General features: G+C 68.2%; 16 protein-coding genes. 8 read left to right on the plus strand and 8 right to left on the minus strand.

Annotation, left to right across the window (positions count from 1 at the left end; genetic code table 11):
* The first annotated feature begins 23 nt into the window (after nt 1–23).
* On the plus strand, nt 24–395 hold the full coding sequence (locus ACFWVD_RS17395; RefSeq protein ID WP_379243824.1) for a hypothetical protein: 372 nt from the start codon (nt 24–26) through the stop codon (nt 393–395).
* Here the strand turns inward: ACFWVD_RS17395 and ACFWVD_RS17400 are convergent.
* The gene (locus ACFWVD_RS17400; protein ID WP_379243826.1) at nt 382–1881 is read right to left on the minus strand and encodes a PLP-dependent aminotransferase family protein; all 1500 of its coding nucleotides are present in this window, start codon (nt 1879–1881) and stop codon (nt 382–384) included. The two genes, ACFWVD_RS17395 and ACFWVD_RS17400, sit on opposite strands and share 14 nt — an antisense overlap.
* Before the next feature lie 61 nt (nt 1882–1942).
* On the opposite strand from ACFWVD_RS17400, the gene ACFWVD_RS17405 reads away from it, so the two are divergent.
* The 3 genes from ACFWVD_RS17405 to ACFWVD_RS17415 all read left to right on the plus strand — a co-directional run bounded on the left by ACFWVD_RS17405 (nt 1943) and on the right by ACFWVD_RS17415 (nt 3723).
* A complete protein-coding gene (locus tag ACFWVD_RS17405) occupies nt 1943–2206 on the plus strand; it encodes a hypothetical protein (RefSeq protein WP_379243828.1) in 264 nt (87 codons plus the stop codon).
* A 37-nt stretch (nt 2207–2243) separates the two neighbouring features.
* Entirely contained in the window at nt 2244–2807 is a 564-nt protein-coding gene (locus tag ACFWVD_RS17410) for a methylated-DNA--[protein]-cysteine S-methyltransferase (protein ID WP_379243830.1), read from the plus strand.
* A 97-nt stretch (nt 2808–2904) separates the two neighbouring features.
* Complete coding sequence (locus ACFWVD_RS17415) at nt 2905–3723, plus strand: alpha/beta fold hydrolase (RefSeq protein WP_379243832.1); 819 nt, start codon at nt 2905–2907, stop codon at nt 3721–3723.
* On the opposite strand, the gene ACFWVD_RS17420 is transcribed toward ACFWVD_RS17415, so the two are convergent.
* From ACFWVD_RS17420 to ACFWVD_RS17430, 3 genes are all read right to left on the minus strand, one after another.
* Nucleotides 3724–4014, minus strand: a complete 291-nt coding sequence (locus ACFWVD_RS17420; RefSeq protein WP_379243834.1) for a hypothetical protein — start codon at nt 4012–4014, stop codon at nt 3724–3726. It lies immediately after the preceding gene.
* 169 nt (nt 4015–4183) lie between these two features.
* Nucleotides 4184–5227, minus strand: a complete 1044-nt coding sequence (locus ACFWVD_RS17425) for a hypothetical protein (RefSeq protein WP_379243836.1) — start codon at nt 5225–5227, stop codon at nt 4184–4186.
* Between the two features lie 308 nt (nt 5228–5535).
* Nucleotides 5536–6825, minus strand: coding sequence for an adenylosuccinate synthase (locus ACFWVD_RS17430; protein WP_379243838.1), 1290 nt, complete (start codon nt 6823–6825; stop codon nt 5536–5538).
* A gap of 223 nt (nt 6826–7048) precedes the next feature.
* Here ACFWVD_RS17430 and ACFWVD_RS17435 point away from each other — a divergent pair, with 223 nt between their 5' ends.
* Together ACFWVD_RS17435 and ACFWVD_RS17440 are read left to right on the plus strand one after the other, a co-directional pair.
* Nucleotides 7049–7678 carry a hypothetical protein gene (locus ACFWVD_RS17435; protein ID WP_379243840.1) on the plus strand — a complete coding sequence of 210 codons (630 nt, stop codon included), beginning with the start codon at nt 7049–7051 and terminating at the stop codon, nt 7676–7678.
* The gene (locus ACFWVD_RS17440; protein ID WP_379243841.1) at nt 7675–8457 is read left to right on the plus strand and encodes a site-2 protease family protein; all 783 of its coding nucleotides are present in this window, start codon (nt 7675–7677) and stop codon (nt 8455–8457) included. Before ACFWVD_RS17435 ends, ACFWVD_RS17440 begins: the two co-directional genes overlap by 4 nt.
* Here ACFWVD_RS17440 and ACFWVD_RS17445 read toward each other — a convergent pair whose 3' ends face one another.
* The 3 genes from ACFWVD_RS17445 to ACFWVD_RS17455 all read right to left on the minus strand — a co-directional run bounded on the left by ACFWVD_RS17445 (nt 8458) and on the right by ACFWVD_RS17455 (nt 12524).
* Nucleotides 8458–9567 (minus strand): aromatic acid exporter family protein, encoded by a 1110-nt coding sequence (locus tag ACFWVD_RS17445; RefSeq protein ID WP_379243963.1) that lies wholly within the window; start codon nt 9565–9567, stop codon nt 8458–8460. It abuts the gene before it with no gap.
* An 83-nt stretch (nt 9568–9650) separates the two neighbouring features.
* Nucleotides 9651–10085, minus strand: coding sequence for a DUF3151 domain-containing protein (locus ACFWVD_RS17450; protein ID WP_379243843.1), 435 nt, complete (start codon nt 10083–10085; stop codon nt 9651–9653).
* A gap of 2115 nt (nt 10086–12200) precedes the next feature.
* Entirely contained in the window at nt 12201–12524 is a 324-nt protein-coding gene (locus tag ACFWVD_RS17455; RefSeq protein WP_379243845.1) for a hypothetical protein, read from the minus strand.
* A gap of 174 nt (nt 12525–12698) precedes the next feature.
* Between ACFWVD_RS17455 and ACFWVD_RS17460 the strand changes: the two genes are divergently transcribed.
* Together ACFWVD_RS17460 and ACFWVD_RS17465 are read left to right on the plus strand one after the other, a co-directional pair.
* The gene (locus ACFWVD_RS17460) at nt 12699–13346 is read left to right on the plus strand and encodes a hypothetical protein (RefSeq protein ID WP_379243847.1); all 648 of its coding nucleotides are present in this window, start codon (nt 12699–12701) and stop codon (nt 13344–13346) included.
* A gap of 97 nt (nt 13347–13443) precedes the next feature.
* On the plus strand, nt 13444–14502 hold the full coding sequence (locus ACFWVD_RS17465; RefSeq protein ID WP_379243849.1) for a fused (3R)-hydroxyacyl-ACP dehydratase subunits HadA/HadB: 1059 nt from the start codon (nt 13444–13446) through the stop codon (nt 14500–14502).
* A 320-nt stretch (nt 14503–14822) separates the two neighbouring features.
* Here the strand turns inward: ACFWVD_RS17465 and ACFWVD_RS17470 are convergent, their stop codons facing one another.
* Nucleotides 14823–15941 (minus strand): BTAD domain-containing putative transcriptional regulator, encoded by a 1119-nt coding sequence (locus ACFWVD_RS17470; RefSeq protein WP_379243851.1) that lies wholly within the window; start codon nt 15939–15941, stop codon nt 14823–14825.
* Nucleotides 15942–15953 lie beyond the last annotated feature (12 nt).

Consider the following 15953-nt stretch of genomic DNA (forward strand, 5'->3'; position numbering starts at 1 on the left):
GAACTCGCAGGCGTCCACCGAAGGTGCTCGCCGCACTGATCGCGGTCACCAGCTTGGTCGCGGGGGTGCTGTCGTTCATCATGGCCGAAGGGTTGTTCAACGCCCCGCCGGAATGGGCGACCGAAACCCATTGTCGCAGTGACGCTCCCGTGCCCGTGATGGTGACCGTGCTCAACGGGTTGGCGACCGGACTGCTGGCCGCGGCCGCCATCGCGCTGCTGTGTCTGCTGGTGTTGATGTTCCGTCATCGCAGCGATCGCAGCACGATGGCGGCGCCGTTGACCGCGGTGGCGTTCGTGTTGTCGGTGCTGTTCATGTTCGGGGCGGGGTACGAAACCGTGCGCCCCGAACCGGCTTCACGCGGGCATAACCCGTGCGCGTTCAGTAGCAGGTGAGCGGCTGTAAGGGGTCGGTCGCGCGCGGGGTCAGCGCGTCGTAGGCGGCGGCGATCGACTTCACGGCCAGGCGCAGGTCGGCTTCGGGGTGGGTGTACGGGAGGCGGACGTACCGTTCGAACGCGCCCTGCACGCCGAAACGTGGTCCGGCGGCCAGCAATACGCCGTGGTTGGGGGCGGTGGCGGCCAGTGCGGTGGACACGGGGCTGGGTAGTTGCGCCCACACCGACATGCCGCCCGCGCCGGCCGCGATGTGCCAGCCGGGCAGTTCCTCGGCCACCGCGTCGAGCAGGGCGGTGCGTTGGGAGCGCAGTTGTTCGCGGCGGCGTTGCAGGATGGGGTCGGCGTGTTCGAGCAGGTGGACCGTGGCCAGCTGGTCCATCACGGGGGTGCCGAGGTCGACTGTCGAGCGGATGCCCAGCAGCTTGGTGATCAGCGGCTGGCTCGTGCGGATCCAGCCCACGCGCAGACCGCCCCAGAACGACTTCGACGCCGAACCGATGGTGACGATCTCCGAACCCTTCGCGAACGCGGCGACCGGCGGGGGCATCGGCGCGTCGGACAGGTTCAGTTCGCTCATCGACTCGTCGACGACCACGGTCATTCTGGTGTCGCGGGCGATGGCGGCCAGTTCCTCGCGACCCTCGGCGTTCAGGAGCAGGCCGGTGGGGTTGTTGAAGTCGGGGACGAGGTAAGCCAGGGTGGCGGCGGTTTGCCTCGCGGTGCTGCGCAGGCCTTCGAGATCCCAACCGGCGTCAGGGAATTCGGGGCGCAGTGGGATCGGGATGGGGCGGGCGCCGACGTCGCGGATGGCTTCGATGGCGTTCGGGTAGGAGGGGTGTTCGATCAGCACGCGGGCGCCGGGCGAAGCGAGGACGTTGAGCAGCAGCCGAAGTCCGTGTTGCGCACCGAGAGTCACCAGGATCTGCTCGGGTTCGGTCGGCAGGCCGCGGGCGGTGTAGCGGCGGGCCAGGGCTTCGCGCAGCGCGAGGATGCCGACCGGGTCCATGCCGTGGGTGCCCAGGTACGACGGAATGCCCTGTAGCGCAATCGAATAGGCGTCGTTGAGTTCGAGGGCGGCCGGCATCGCGGCATAGGTCATGTCGATGGTCGGCAGTTCCGGCTGCGACATCAGGGCCATGATGCCGCGGGTCGGCTTGGCGCCGTCGTGCGCGATGGTCGGCGGCAGGGCCACGGTGCTGCGGGAACCCTGGCGGCTGATCAGGTAACCGTGTACGCGCAGCAGCGAATACGTGGACGTGATGGTGGTGCGGCTGACGCCGAGCGTGCCCGCCAGATCGCGCTCACTGGGCAGAGCCACGCCAAGGGGGGCACGACCGTCGTGGATCAGCAGGCGGATGGCCTCGGCCAATGCCAGGTACGCGGGGCGGTGGGGGCGGCGTTCGGAATCGCCGTCGGTTTCGGGGTCACGCCACCGGCCCAGGTCGCGAGCCAGGCCCGCCGCGCCGATCACTCTTGTCGCCATAAAGTCCAGTATTCCTTAAGTGGATATTTATAAGCAAGGCCAGTCGGGGGATTCTTGCGACATGACCACTTTCCTCGCCCTCGCCGTTGCTACCGCCGTCGGTTTGGCGGTCTACCACTTCGCCCCCAAGGAGGGCGAGTTGCCGTTCTGGCCTTTCCAATCTTCCCCGCACGACCGGGCTTTCGGCACGTACGACGAACAGCGACTCTATCGAGATCTGGATGCCCGACGGACGTACGAGCACACCGACGAGCCAGTCCAGTTTCCTACAACTGGCCTTCACGAGGTCCAGTCCGACACGCATCCGGGATCGCTCGCCGCGTGAGCGTGTCTTTGTCGGTGGGTCGGCGCACACTGTTCGCATGAGTGATTCGACGCAGACCGAGACGGTGGTCTCGGCACTGTTCGACACCGCCATCGGGCTGTGCGCGATCGCCTGGCACGGTGACGCTGTCGTCCGGTTCCAGTTACCCGAGGCGAGCGAGGAGCAGACTCTCGCGCGGATCACCCGACCGTTCGACGGAGCCCCGGTGCCCGAAAGCGCGCCGGGGCCGGTGATCGTTTCCGCGATCGCGGGGATTCGCGCACATCTGGAGGGGGCGGTCGATCCGCTGCGGTGGATCTCGGTGGACCTGCGTGGGGTGCCGGAGTTCCATCGCGCGGTCTACGCGGTGACCCGCGAGATCGATCCGGGCCACACCCTCAGTTACGGCGACATCGCCAGTCGCCTCGGCGCACCCGGTTCGGCGCAGGCCGTAGGACAAGCGTTGGGGCGCAACCCTATTCCGCTGATCATTCCCTGCCACCGGGTGCTCGCGGCCGATCACGCGCTGCACGGATTCTCGGCACCGGGCGGGATCGGCACCAAGGCACGGCTGTTGGAGATCGAGCGGACGCCGGGGTTCGGCGAGCCGATGCTGTTCTGATCAGGGCACCGATTAGTTCTCGGTGCGGGCCTCGTCTCTGTGAACGAGCCGATCGCGTACCGTTTCGCGCGGTGGCCCGTTATCGAGAGGAAACCCCATGCAGACTGTGACGTCGGCCGACGGCACTACGATCGCCTACGACCGGGTCGGTGAGGGGACCGCCGGGACCGTCATCCTGATCGGCGGGGCTTTCAGCTACCGCGAGTTCCCCACGATGGTCGAACTCGCGCAGACGCTGGCCGACGACTACGGCCTGACCGTGCTCAACTACGACCGGCGTGGGCGCGGCGACAGTGCCGACTCCCCCGGGGTGTACGACGTGGCCAACGAGATCGCGGACATCGCGGCGCTGGTCGAGGTCGCGGGTGGGCAGGCGGCACTGGTCGGCTGGTCCTCCGGTGCGGTGCTCGCGCTGCTGGCGGCGCAGGAGATTGCCGGGGTCACCGAGGTGGTCGCGTTCGAACCGCCGTTCGTGGTCGACGCGAAACATCATGTGCCGCCCAAGGATTTGGCAGCCAAGCTGCACCCGATGATCGCGGCGGGCAAGCGGGACAAGACAGTTCGGTATTACATGACCAAGGCGATGGGGATGCCCGCGCTGATGGTCGGGGTGATGCGGGTGACGCCGTTCTGGAAAAAGCTTGCGGCGACGTCGAATTCGACCGCGCACGACTGGGCGGTGATGCAGCCGTACATGCGTGGAGTGAAGCTGGAACCGGCCGATTGGAAGGGCGTGCAGGTTCCGGTGCTCGTGCTCGCGGGCGACCGGACCGCGCCGCTGCTCACCAAGGGATCCAAGGCTGCCGCGGCGGTGCTGCCGAACGCGGAGTTCGCCGAGCTGGCCGGGGTGAGCCACAACCCGAAGATCTCGATCCTGGCACCCGCCGTCGGCGAATTCCTCACTCGCGCACGGTGATTACGGTGGCGGCGGGTTGTCGCGGAAGAACTGGCACGGCTCGCCGGTGAGATAGCCGTCCAGGCAGGCGAAGTAGGCCTGAACACAGCTGTTGCTGGTACAGCCCGCGGCGTAGAGCATGCCGCGGATGCGTTCGTTGCGTTGCTGCGAGGGGGCCAGGGTTTGGGCCGGGGGTAAGACCGTGGTGGTCCTGGCTGCGCTGGGCGGCGGGGTCGGATCGTCCGGAGCCGCGCATCCGGGCAGCAGGGCCAGTGCTAGCGCTGACACTGCGAGCCAACCACGTACCGCCATCAGTCACCTCCATCCGAAATCAGTCTCGACGCTACCCCGAGTGTTCGAAGGGGTCGCTCGGAGCACCCTTCGGATGGTGACACCCGGCGTAATCGACCAATTCGGCTCGATTCAGTCAGGATTTGGCTGAAAAGCTCGCCGATTGGTCGATTACGCCGGGTGCGGTGTGTCAGTCCTTGCAGGGGCAGTCGGGCAGCTGCGGCAGGGGGACCTGCGGGAGCTGGACCTGCGGGAGGGGAACCTGGGGCAGCGGGATCTGCGGGAGCTCGGGGAGTTGCGGGCAGGGCAGGTTCGGCAGGAGCTGGTCGTCGACCAGGGCCTCGAGCTGTTCGGTCGGGCCGGTCGGCGTGCCCTGGTGGGCGCCCGGGAAGGCCGTCGCGCCGACGACGCTGCCGATGACACCGCCACCGACCGCGCCGATCGCCGCGGCGGGAATGCCGACGACCGCAGCACCCGCGGCCGCACCGACGCCCGCGCCGATCAACGCACCGGCACCGGTGGCACCCGCGGTCGCCGCGGCGCTCGCACCGAGAATCGCGAGGGAGCCGACGCCACCCGTGGGCACCGCCGCAGCGGCCGCGAGGATCGCACCGGCAGTACCGGTCGTGACCGCACCGACCACGAACCCCGTGCCCGCGCCGACAACCGCACCCGCGAGCGCACCGGGAACAGCGCCGACAACGGCCGCGGGAACACCGACGACCGTGGCACCGATCAGCGCGCCGCCGACCGTCGCGCCGGCGATCTTGTCCGCGCGGCTCGGATCGATGCCGACCGACTTGCCACCCGTGGCGATAGCGGCTTCGACGTTGGCGGCGTTGGTGTTGACGCCGTCGAGGATGTCGTTGGGCACCTCATCCGGGACCGGGCGGGTGAAATCGCCGACGCGGAGAGTGCGCTCGGGCGGAGCGATCGGGGCGACGGGCTCGACCGGCTCAGGAAGGTGGAGTTCCTCGATCACGATCGGCGGGGCCGGGGTGGAGTACTCCGGCACCGGGCGCGTCTCGGGACGCGGCGGCGTGAGGTGGCCCAGCGAATCCGGACCGTCGGACTTGGTCAGATCGGACCGACCACCCTCATCGGCGGGCGCCTGGGTGGTCACACCCGGCTGCACCGGCGGCTCGGTAACCCCCGGCTGCGGCACCGCGAGCGCCACACCAGCGCAGGCAACCGCCAACGCCATGGGCAGCAGCCCCGCCGCAGGGCGAGCCACCCGCCGCACCGCCGAAGAGTTCACATTCACAGACCGACGGATCACGCCGAACACCCACTAACAACAGTCAAAGTAATGGCACGTCCCCGCGTGCCGCGCTCGGAACAATATCGGTAGCCAGCAGGATGCTACAAATCGATAGCGGGTTGACATAACCCCTGTGCGCACGGGGTGACCAGCACCTATGCCACTCGTCAACAGACACTCCCCCGCACGCTGGAGCTTCCGAATCCGCACGCACGCAACCCGAATCGACAAAAAAGTCCGGCACCGAAACCGGCACCGGACTTTTCGACTACTACTTCACATCAAGCCAAAACATCATGCCGAACAATCGTCTGATCACGACCCGGCCCGACACCGATGCACGAGATCCGCGCACCCGAAAGCTCTTCCAACCGAAGCACATACGCCTGCGCGTTGGCCGGCAGTTCCTCGAAGGTGCGGGCCTGGGAGATGTCCTCCCACCAACCCGGCATCTCCTCGTAGATCGGCTTCGCGTGGTGGAAGCCGGTCTGCGTGGTCGGCATCTGTTCGACGCGTTCGCCGTCGATCTCGTACGCGACACAGATCGGGACGGTGTCCAGGCCCGACAGCACGTCCAGCTTCGTCAGGAAGTAGTCGGTGACGCCGTTGACTCGGGTGGCGTACCGGCTGATGACCGCGTCGAACCAGCCGCAACGACGGGCGCGACCGGTGGTGACGCCGACCTCGCCGCCGTTCTTGGCCAGGAACTCACCGAAGTTGTCGAACAGCTCGGTCGGGAACGGGCCCGAGCCGACGCGGGTGGTGTAGCACTTGAGGATGCCCAGCACCGTGTCGATCTTGTTCGGGCCGATGCCCGAACCCACCGCCGCGCCGCCCGCGGTCGGGTTGGACGAGGTGACGAACGGGTAGGTGCCGTGGTCGACGTCGAGCAGGGTGCCCTGCGAGCCTTCCAACAGCACGGTGTCGCCACGCTCGAGCGCCAGGTTCAGTTCGAGGCGGGTGTCGGAGATGCGGTGCTTGAACGCTTCGGCCTTCTCGAGCACCTCGTCGACAACCTGCTGCGGGTCCAGTGCGCGGCGGTTGTAGATCTTGACCAGCACCTGGTTCTTGAATTCCAGTGCGGCTTCGACCTTCTGGGTGAGGATCTTCTCGTCGAGCACGTCGGCCACGCGCACGCCCACGCGGGCGACCTTGTCCTGGTAGCAGGGGCCGATGCCGCGACCGGTGGTGCCGATCTTGCGGTTGCCGAGGAAGCGTTCGGTGACCTTATCGATGGCCACGTGGTACGGCATGATCAGGTGCGCGTCGGCGGAGAGCAGCAGGCCGGAGGTGTCGACTCCGCGCTCTTCCAGGCCCGCGAGCTCGTCGAGCAGCACGCCGGGATCGACCACGACACCGTTGCCGATGACGTTCTTGACGCCGGGGGTGAGAATGCCCGACGGGATCAGATGCAGCGCGAACTTGTCACCGTTGGGCAGCACCACCGTGTGACCGGCGTTGTTGCCGCCCTGGTATCGAACGACCCACTGCAACCGCTCACCGAGCAGGTCGGTAGCTTTGCCCTTACCCTCGTCGCCCCACTGGGCACCGATGAGCACGATTGCCGGCATTTCGCAGTCTCCTACAGATCGACGGCAGCACCTGGTGCTGCAGCTACCTGCCGAACTGAGGCGGTGGCCGGGGACACAGTCTAGCGCACGCCTGATCAGGTCCTGTCGACCTGCCCCCGCCGGGCCCGGTCGGATCGGTTACGGTTACCAGTCGGCAGTGATGTATGTGTGACCGAGGAGGGTGTACCGCAGTTTGAGTACCCACGTTCTCCGATGCGGTGACATGCCGGTCCCGATCGCGCTCGCCTCGCTCCCCAACACCCAGACCGCGATCGTGCCCGATGTCGCGGTGATCGACGAATTGCTGCCCGTGCTCGCGGCCGACAGTCTGCCGCGCCTGATCGTGTTGGGCGCCGACGCGTCGCTGGCCGCGGTACTGACCCATCTGATGCGCACCGATCGACTGCACGTCGAAGTCGGGTTCGTGCCCGTCGACACCACCTACGGCTCGCGGGTCTATCAGACCGGCACCGGCAACGCCGCCGCCAAGCGCGCGGTCGAGGGCCGCGCGATCGAGACACCGTTGATCCGCGACGACACCGGCACCGTGCTGGTCGGGCGCGCGAGCATCACCGGCGTCGACGGCGCGAAGCTCGAGGGCGAAGCCTATGTCGACGACACGCTGCTGTTCACCGGCACGGTCACCACGATGCTGATCTCCCCGACCATGACCATGCCCGGTGTGCGCGCGCGTGTGCGCAAGGGTTTGCGCAAGCGCTCCTGGGTCGCCGGGCGCGCCGCGCAACTGGGCAGCCCCGGCGCGGTGGTCACTCGCGACGGAGTCACCGCGCAGCGCACGGTCCCCCGATCCACGTTCTATCGGTTCGAACAACCCTGGTTATTGGTGCGATGACTTACTCTTTTCCGTCGGATCGACGGACCGGCCACGTGCGGCCGAGCCCGGTTTTCCTGCTCATCGTGCTGATCACCGCCGCGGGCGGTGCGCTGGCATGGGACGCCGACATCGACTCGACGCAGGCCAAGGTCGGCGTTTTCCTGCTGGTGGTGTTCGGCTGGATCGTCAGCTTGTGCCTGCACGAATTCTCGCACGCGTATGTGGCATGGCGGGCGGGCGATCACGAGGTGGAAGTGCGTGGGTATCTCACGTTGAATCCGCTGAAGTACAGCCATCCGGTGCTGTCGATCGGGCTGCCGCTGGTGTTCATCGCGCTGGGCGGAATCGGGCTGCCCGGTGGGGCGGTGTACGTGGACACCACGCGATTCAAGACCAGTGTGCAACGGTTGGTCAGCGCGGTCGGGCCCGCGTCCAACGCGCTGTGCGCGATCGTGTTGTTGCTGGTGATCCGGGCTTTCGGGACGATGGCCGAACATCCCGCGTTCTGGTGTGGGCTCAGCTTTCTGGCGTTTCTGCAGATCACGGCGTTTCTGTTGAACGCTCTTCCGGTGCCCGGCCTGGACGGTTACGGGGTCATCGAGCCGTCGCTGAGCTACCAGACGCGACGGTCGCTGGATCAGTTCAAGCCGTACGGCATGCTGATTCTGTTCGCCGTCATCTTCTTCACGCCGTTGAGTGACGTGTTCTTCAACGGGGTCTACGCCCTGTTCGGACTGTCCGGGGTGCCTGAAGTGTGGGCCGCGTACGGCAGCCAGTTGACGCGTTTCTGGCGCTGATCATTCCTCCGGTGTCACATACGGATTGGGCACGGTAGGCGGGAGCAGGGCGATCGCCGAGATGCGCTGCAAACCGCACACCACCATCAGGTCCACCACGATCGACCGGATCTGCGCGAACACCACATGCGCCGACAGGCCCGCGCCCGCGACCAGCTCGGGGCGGGCGTCCCTGGCCACGCTGCGCAGGGCGCGGGTGGCTTCGGCCTGATCGGGTTGCTCGCCGGGGTCGGCCAGCATCATCTTGCGCACCACATCGGTGGCGTGGCCCAGTTGGTCGACCAGGTCGATCAGGCGCGGGTCCAGGACCTCGTCGTCGCGAACCAGCGTCAGCGAACGACGAAGCAGGACACGGGTGTTGCGCACCGCGTTGTCGAGTGGGTCCGAGGCGTTGTGGATGCGTTCCAACCGTTTTCGGGAGTTCCAGTACAGCGGCGATATTCGACTGATCTCGCGGCCGCCCTCCAACGCGTCTCGCAACGCGTCGATCTGGGGTTGGGTGGCACGCACCGCGGCCAGCGCGTCGGCCACCTTGGTCGAGTTCTGTTCGAGCAGGCCCTCGGCGCAGGAGATCATCGACTTGCTCATCGCCGACAGCACGTCGGCGGCGTGTTCGCGGGCACGGCGCACCGGGTGCAGCGGGATCAGCGCGACCATCAGCACACCGACAAGTCCGCCGATCAACGCGTCGATCATGCGATTGGGGCCCGCGCCCGGCGCCTGGTGCAACGTCGAGACCAGCACCGCCGAACCCGCCGCCTGGATCGTCATCAGCACGCCGCTGCCGAGGAACACCGACACCGCCATGGCACCCGCGACCACCAGCGCCACCTGCCACACACCGGTACCCACCTGGGCGATGAACAGGTCGCCGATGCCGATGCCGACCGCGACACCCACCACCAACTCCACCGAACGACGCACCCGCGCGCCGAACGAGATGCCGATCGAGACCACCGCGGCGGTCGGGGCGAAGAACGGTTCAGGGTGGTGGACGACGTCGTGCGCGATGAACCACGCCAGCGCCGCACCCAGCGCACACTGGATGATCGGGATCGCCGACAGCCGCAAGCGCTCGACCGACGCCCGATACCGGCCGACGGTGCTCACCTTGGCCGCCGCGACAACCGGAGTGGCCACGGCGACGAAGGGCTTGTGCTCGCTCACCTATGACTCGGACCCGGCCGGTGACTTCAGTCCAAACCGAGCTCGGTCGCGGCCCGCGGGTCGCAATCCTCGAGCAGGTCCAAGCAGCGCGCGTACTCCTCCGTCTCGCCGATCGTCTTCGCCGCGGCGGCCAACGCGCCAACGCTGCGCAGGAAACCCTGGTTCGGTTCGTGGTTCCACGGGACCGGGCCGAAACCCTTCCAGCCGTTGCGGCGCAGCAGGTCCAAGCCACGGTGGTAGCCGGTGCGGGCGAACGCGTACGCGGCCACGGTGTCGTGGTTGACCTCGCCGCCGGCGCGTTTCAGCGCGGCCTCGGCGAGCTGGGCCCAGGCGATCGAGGCGGCCGGAAACTGTGCGGCGACCTCGACGGGGTCGGTGCCGGTGGCGATGGCGTCTTCGGCGTCGGTCAGTTCAGGGAGGAGGACCGGCTGCGGTCCGAGCAGGTCACCGAAGGAAGTCATGGGATTCATTGTGCACTGTGCCGCCTCTCCGCGTATTCAGCGTGCCGTCCGGAGCCTCGACTGTTTGTTGTCGGGCGAGCGTTTTGTGATTCTGGGGTGGGAGGTGGTTGGGGAGTTACCCATGTTCTTGCGTGATCGGTGGGTTGCGTTGCCGTGCGCGAGTTCGGAAACGGTTCGCGCGCAGCGCCGACTAGGCTGATCCCAGAGTGCAACGTTCGAGCCTGAGCGAGGGGTACAGAGGTGTCCGACCCGACCGACGAGAACAACCCGGCAGCAGAGTCTGCCGGTCCCGGTGCGCCCGGGCGGCGCGATGAGACGTCGGCGTCTCCTCCCGGTGGGCCCGGGTCGGTGACGGAGCCGGATCGGGCGACGCCCGGTAGTGCCGAGACCGTGGTGATTCGGCGTGGGGATCTGCCGGGTCGGCCCGGTGGGAACGCGCCGGGGTCCGGTACGTCGGGTTCGCCTTCGGGGCAACCGCCTTCGGGGCCGGGTGCGCAGCAGTCGTGGGGGCGGCCCGGGTTTACGCCCGGTGGGGTGCGGCCCGCGAGTGGTCCCGGTGCGGGTCAGCCGGGCAATGTTGTTGGGGGGCACCAGGGTTCGGGGCGGCCGGATCAGGCGTCGGGCGCACAGCAGGCTCCTGGTGGGCAACAGGGTTCGGGGCCGGGTGGACGGCCGATCGGTCCTGATCGCGGGCCGGGTTCGCGGCAGGCCGGGGGGCCTCGCGTCGGTGGTGGGCCTGCGCAGCGGCCTGGTGGGCCGGGGAATGCGAGTGGTCGACCGGGTAGCGGAGCCGGCGGCGAATCGCCGCTGGCGGGTTTGTCGCAAGGGCTGCCGGGTGCGGGGCGAGCGGATGGTGCCGATCCTCGTGCGGAGAGGGGTCCTGAACGGGCGGGCCCCAGCGGGCGTGCGGGGCGGGGTGCTGAAGTGGCTGGGCCGGATGCGCCGACGACCGCGATGTCGATTCCGGGGCGGAATTCCGGTGCGGGGCGCGGGAGTTCGGCTGATGACCAGACGGTGAAGTTCGGCGGCAAGTCGAAGGCGGATCAGGCCGAGGTGCCGACCCATGCGATGAGCAGGGCCGATCTCACCGTCGATGAGGCGGATGTGAAGTCCGGGTCGACGTCGGGCGAGGGTGGCGGAGTCAGGCGCGGGGCGACTGCGGGCGGTGCGGCCGGAACTGCGGCGGCGGAAGCTGCGGCGGCTGGGGCTGCGGGCGGGACTGCGGCGGCTGGGGCTGCGGGCGGGACTGCGGCGGCTGGGGCTGCGGCAACCGCAAAAACCCTTGGGGCTGAAACGACCTCCGATTCCCTCGCCGATGGCGGGTCCGGTGCCGGCGCGGAAGACGCGGGTGCGGCGAGCACTTCGGGGGCGGCCGGGGGTGGCGACGCGGCGCGCGGATCGAACGCGAATGTTGTTGGTGGGTCCGGTTTCGACAAGGACGATCTGCGCGCTCGAGACGGTGTCGAGTCGATGAAGGCAGCGGACGCTGTTGTGGCCGAGAATGATTCGGCCGCTCGGCCTGCAGCGGGCGCTGACGGCACAGGGTCCGAGAAAGATTCGACTGCCCGGTCCGCGGCAGGTGCTCACGACACGGTGGCCGAGAAAGATTCGACTGCTCGGTCTGCGGCAGACGTGGCGGCCGAGAAGGATTCGGGGGCCGGGTCCGCAGCGGGTGCCGGCGTGGCAGGGAAGGGCGGGGCGCGCGGCGGTAAGCCTGTCGATGCCGATGCGACGGAGAACTTCAAGACCGGTTCGCCGAAGGGTGGTCCGGCTTCGGAGGATCAGACCGTGGCGATGCGGATTGTGAATTCGGCGGATGCGCCGACGACCGCGGTCCCGGTGCAGCGACCGACGGCCGGTGGGGCTGGTGCGACGGATCGGGTGAAGCCTGCGGGTGGGCGGCCTGTGATGACGCCGCCGCCGAATACGCCGCGTGGTCCGGGTGGGCCGCGGCAGGCTGGTCAGCAGGGGCCTGCCGGTCCGGGTCAGCAGGGGCCCGGTGGTCCCGGCCAGCAAGGGCCCGGCGGTCAAGGTCAACAGGAACCCGGCATGCAAGGACCCGGCGGCCAAGGCAACCAGGGGCCTGGCGGTCCCGGCCAGCAAGGACCTGGCGGTTCAGGTCAGCAAGGACCCGGCCGTCCGGGCCAGCGAGGACCCGGTCAGGGTCAGCAGGGCCCGGGCGGTCAGGGTCAGCAGGGCCCGGGCGGTCAAGGCCAGCAAGGCCCCGGCGGTCAAGGTCAGCGTCCCGGCGGTCCGGGACAGCATGGAGTCGGCGCGCTCGGGCAGCAGGGACCTTCCGCAGGTGGTCGACAAGGGCCCGGTCAGCAGGGCCCCGGTCAGCAGGGACCCGGCCCGCAGGGTTCCGGACAACAGGGGCACGGTCAGCAGGGACCCGGCCCGCAGGGTTCCGGACAACAGGGTTCCGGACAACAGGGGCACGGGCAGCAAGGGCATTCCGGGCCGGGCAGGCCTGGGTCTGACGCTTCGAAACAGCAGGCACCCGGTGTCGGCAATCAAGGGCCTTCGGCATTCGCGAAGCAGGGACCCGGCAACCCGGGGCCCGTCGGGTCGAAGCAGTTCGATCCGCCGGCTGCCAGGCTGGGGGCTGCGGGGATGCAGGCTGCCGGCGCGGACAAGGACGTCGAGGAGACGCAGCCTTCGCCGCCGCGTGGGCCCGGTGTCCCGCAGCGCACGGGTGGGTCGGCGCCTTCGCCTGCCGATATTCAGCCGACTCGGCCCGCCAATCAGTTGGCCGAGGGGCCTCGGCAGGTGGCGCCGCCGCAGCGGGTGGGGGCGGAGCAGGGTGAGCCAGGGAAGGCCGGGGGTAAGTCCAAGAAGTTGTTGTTGATGGCCGGTGCGGGCGTGGTGCTCGTTGTCGCCTTGATCGCGGGTGCTTTCGCGGTGATGGGTGGTACGGATTCCTCGCCCGAGGGGCAGGTGCGGGCGGTGATCGGGGATTACACCGATGCGCTGCAGTCCGGTGATCTCGAGGAGTTGCGGGCCAGCACGTGCGGGCAGCTGCACGACTTCTACCAGGGGATCGAGCCGGACAAGTTCGACGGCGTGCACAAGGCGTCGACCGAACGCGGGTCGATTCCGGTGGTCGACAGTGTGGACGCGGTGCGGATCACCGGCGATACGGCGTTGGCGCAGGCCACGGTGTACACCTCGTCGGATCCGTCGAAGCGGACCGCGCGCACGTTCGACCTGCAGCGCACCGACGGCAGCTGGAAGGTGTGCGACCCCGCCGGAACTCCCTGATCGGTGTCGACCCGTCGTAGCGGACACTTGTGCCTGCTATGACGGGTCACACATAACTGGTGATCCAGATGGGTAAACAAGTAAAGTTTTCCGGATCATGAGCACGGAACAGACAGTGGAGCAGCCGGACATCGACGCTGTGGTCCCGGATGCGACGCTGGTTGGTCAGCGCTTCGGCTTCCGTGACCACTACGAAGTGGGCCGCGAGAAGATCCGAGAATTCGCCAGGGCCGTGCAGAATCTGCACCCCGCCCACCAGCACGAAGTCGACGCGCGCAAGCTCGGCTACGACGGCGTGATCGCCCCGCCGACCTTCGCGTCGGTGATCGGCATGAGCGCCACCCGCGCCCTGCTCGACAGCGTGCTCACCGAGTACGACCTGTCGCAGGTGCTGCAGACCGACCAGGTCTTCGAGCTGTTCCACCCGATGCTGGCGGGCGACCGGATCAGCACCGAGATCGAGATCGAGTCGATCCGCCAGTTCGGCGACAACGACTTCATCAACGTCGGCTTCAAACTGGTGAACCAGCACGACCAGGTCGCCGTGCAGGGCACGACCACCATCGTTGCCCGCCGCGGCATGGACGTGGACCCCAATATCGTCGAGGCCGTCGAGAACATCAGCATGCACCCGCGCCCCGACACTGTCGCCGGTGTCGGCACGCACGACCTGCTGATCCGCCGCACCGGCCCCGCCCTCGCGCTGCCCCCGCACGAGGCCGCACCGGTCAACACCACCCCCGAATTCGACACCCTCACCAAGGGCACCGAACTTCCCCCCGCCACCGCCCGCCTCACCCGCGGCGACCTGGCCAACTACGCGGGCGTGTCCGGCGACCCCAACCCCATCCACTTCAGCGACCGCGCCGCCGAATTGGCAGGTCTACCAACGGTTGTCGCGCACGGCCTGCTCACCATGGGCCTGGCCGCGCAGTACCTCACCGACTGGCTGGGCGACCCGACCGCCATCGAAAAGCTCAGCGTCCGCTTCTCCGGTTTCGTCCCAGTTCCCCCCACCGACGCAGGCGTGATCGAGTTCTCCGGCAAGGTCAAGTCGGTAGACCCCGACCGCCGCGCGGCAACGGTCCTGCTGAGCGGAATCTCCGAGGGCCGCAAGCTCTTCGGCCGCGCCGCAGCCGAAATCCGCCTGACCTGAACCCCACACCGCACACCCCGAAGCGCCCCACACCGCACACCCCAACCACACACCTCGCCCCAAACCCGCCACCTACCGCACTCCCAGCCCCGCACCTGCGACCCATAGGGAGCAGCGGCCACGCAGTGGCCGTAGCGGCCCGGCCGCGAGTTAGCCGCCGTTGCGTCCGAGGCGCAGCCTCAAGCAACGGTGGCTAACTCGCGGCCCCACAGGGGCCGCGCTCGAGCGCGCCAGCGCTCCAAAAACACAGCCTCAAACCCCCCGGGACCACCTAAACCCCCGTGGCTTTGCCCCACCAAACCGCCGGGAACCGCCGCCCCCTACTTCACCGCGATAAAGGTCAAAACCGTTCCGCCGATACGGATTACATCCCCATCAGCCAGCAGAGCCCCGCTGTCGATCGGCGCCTCGTTCACATAAACCCCGTTGGCCGAGTGCAGATCCTTGATCAACAGTCCGGCCCGGCTGGGCATGATGTGCGCGTGATAGCGACTGGCCTTCGGATCATCGAGAACCAGTTCATTATCGGTCATCCGCCCGATCCTGATGCCGCCGTGGGGAATCGGGAGCGTGCGGCCGTCGACGAACCGCAAATTCCCGTTGCGGATCGACTGCGGCACCTCGGTGACAGTCTCGGTCATCGCCGCGGCGACCTGGTCGGATCGCCTGGACGCCAACACATTCAACGGTTCCTGCCGCAGAACCCGCTGCTCCAACTCGATCAGCGCGGAACCGGGATCGATACCCAGCTCCTCGGCCAACACCCCACGCACCCGCCGACACGCTTCCAACGCATCGGCTTGCCGCCCGGACAGGTACAACGCCGTGATCAACTGCCCCCACAGCGGCTCACGGAGCGGATGCTCGTTGGTCATCGACACCAACTCGCCGATCACCGAAGACGCACGCCCGCAAGCGATTTCAGCGTCCACCCGCGCCGACGCGGCAAGTAGCCGTTCCTCGTTCATCGCCGTGGCGAACCCGTCGGCGAACTGCAACCCGGCCAGGTCGGCCAGCGCCCGTCCACTCCACTCCCGCAGTGCCGCACCGAAAAGATTGGCCGCGCCGGGATGGTCGCCGACATCGAGACACCGCGAACCGGCTTCGCGCGCACTCTCGAAACGGCCGAGATCGCAAGCGGTATCAGGGATTTCGAGTCGGTACCCCGCGCCTTCGGTCCGCAACACCAGCGCGGAATCGATCCCCGCGTTGCGCAAGGCCTTGCGGATGTTCGACACGAACACCTGCAGGCTCGCGGCGTAGGAATCGGGCGGATCCTCGTTCCACACCATCTCCGCCAGCACAGCGGAAGACACCGCGCGCCGTCGGTTGACGGTGAGCGCGGCGAGGAGGGCGCGCGGCTTGGGCCCGCCGACCGCTACCGGCTCGCCGCCGACGAGCAGTCGAACGGGCCCGAGCACACGGACATCAAGACTCATGAGCTCGGGCCC

The organism is Nocardia sp. NPDC058666 (assembly GCF_042714895.1).
Lineage (GTDB): Bacteria > Actinomycetota > Actinomycetes > Mycobacteriales > Mycobacteriaceae > Nocardia.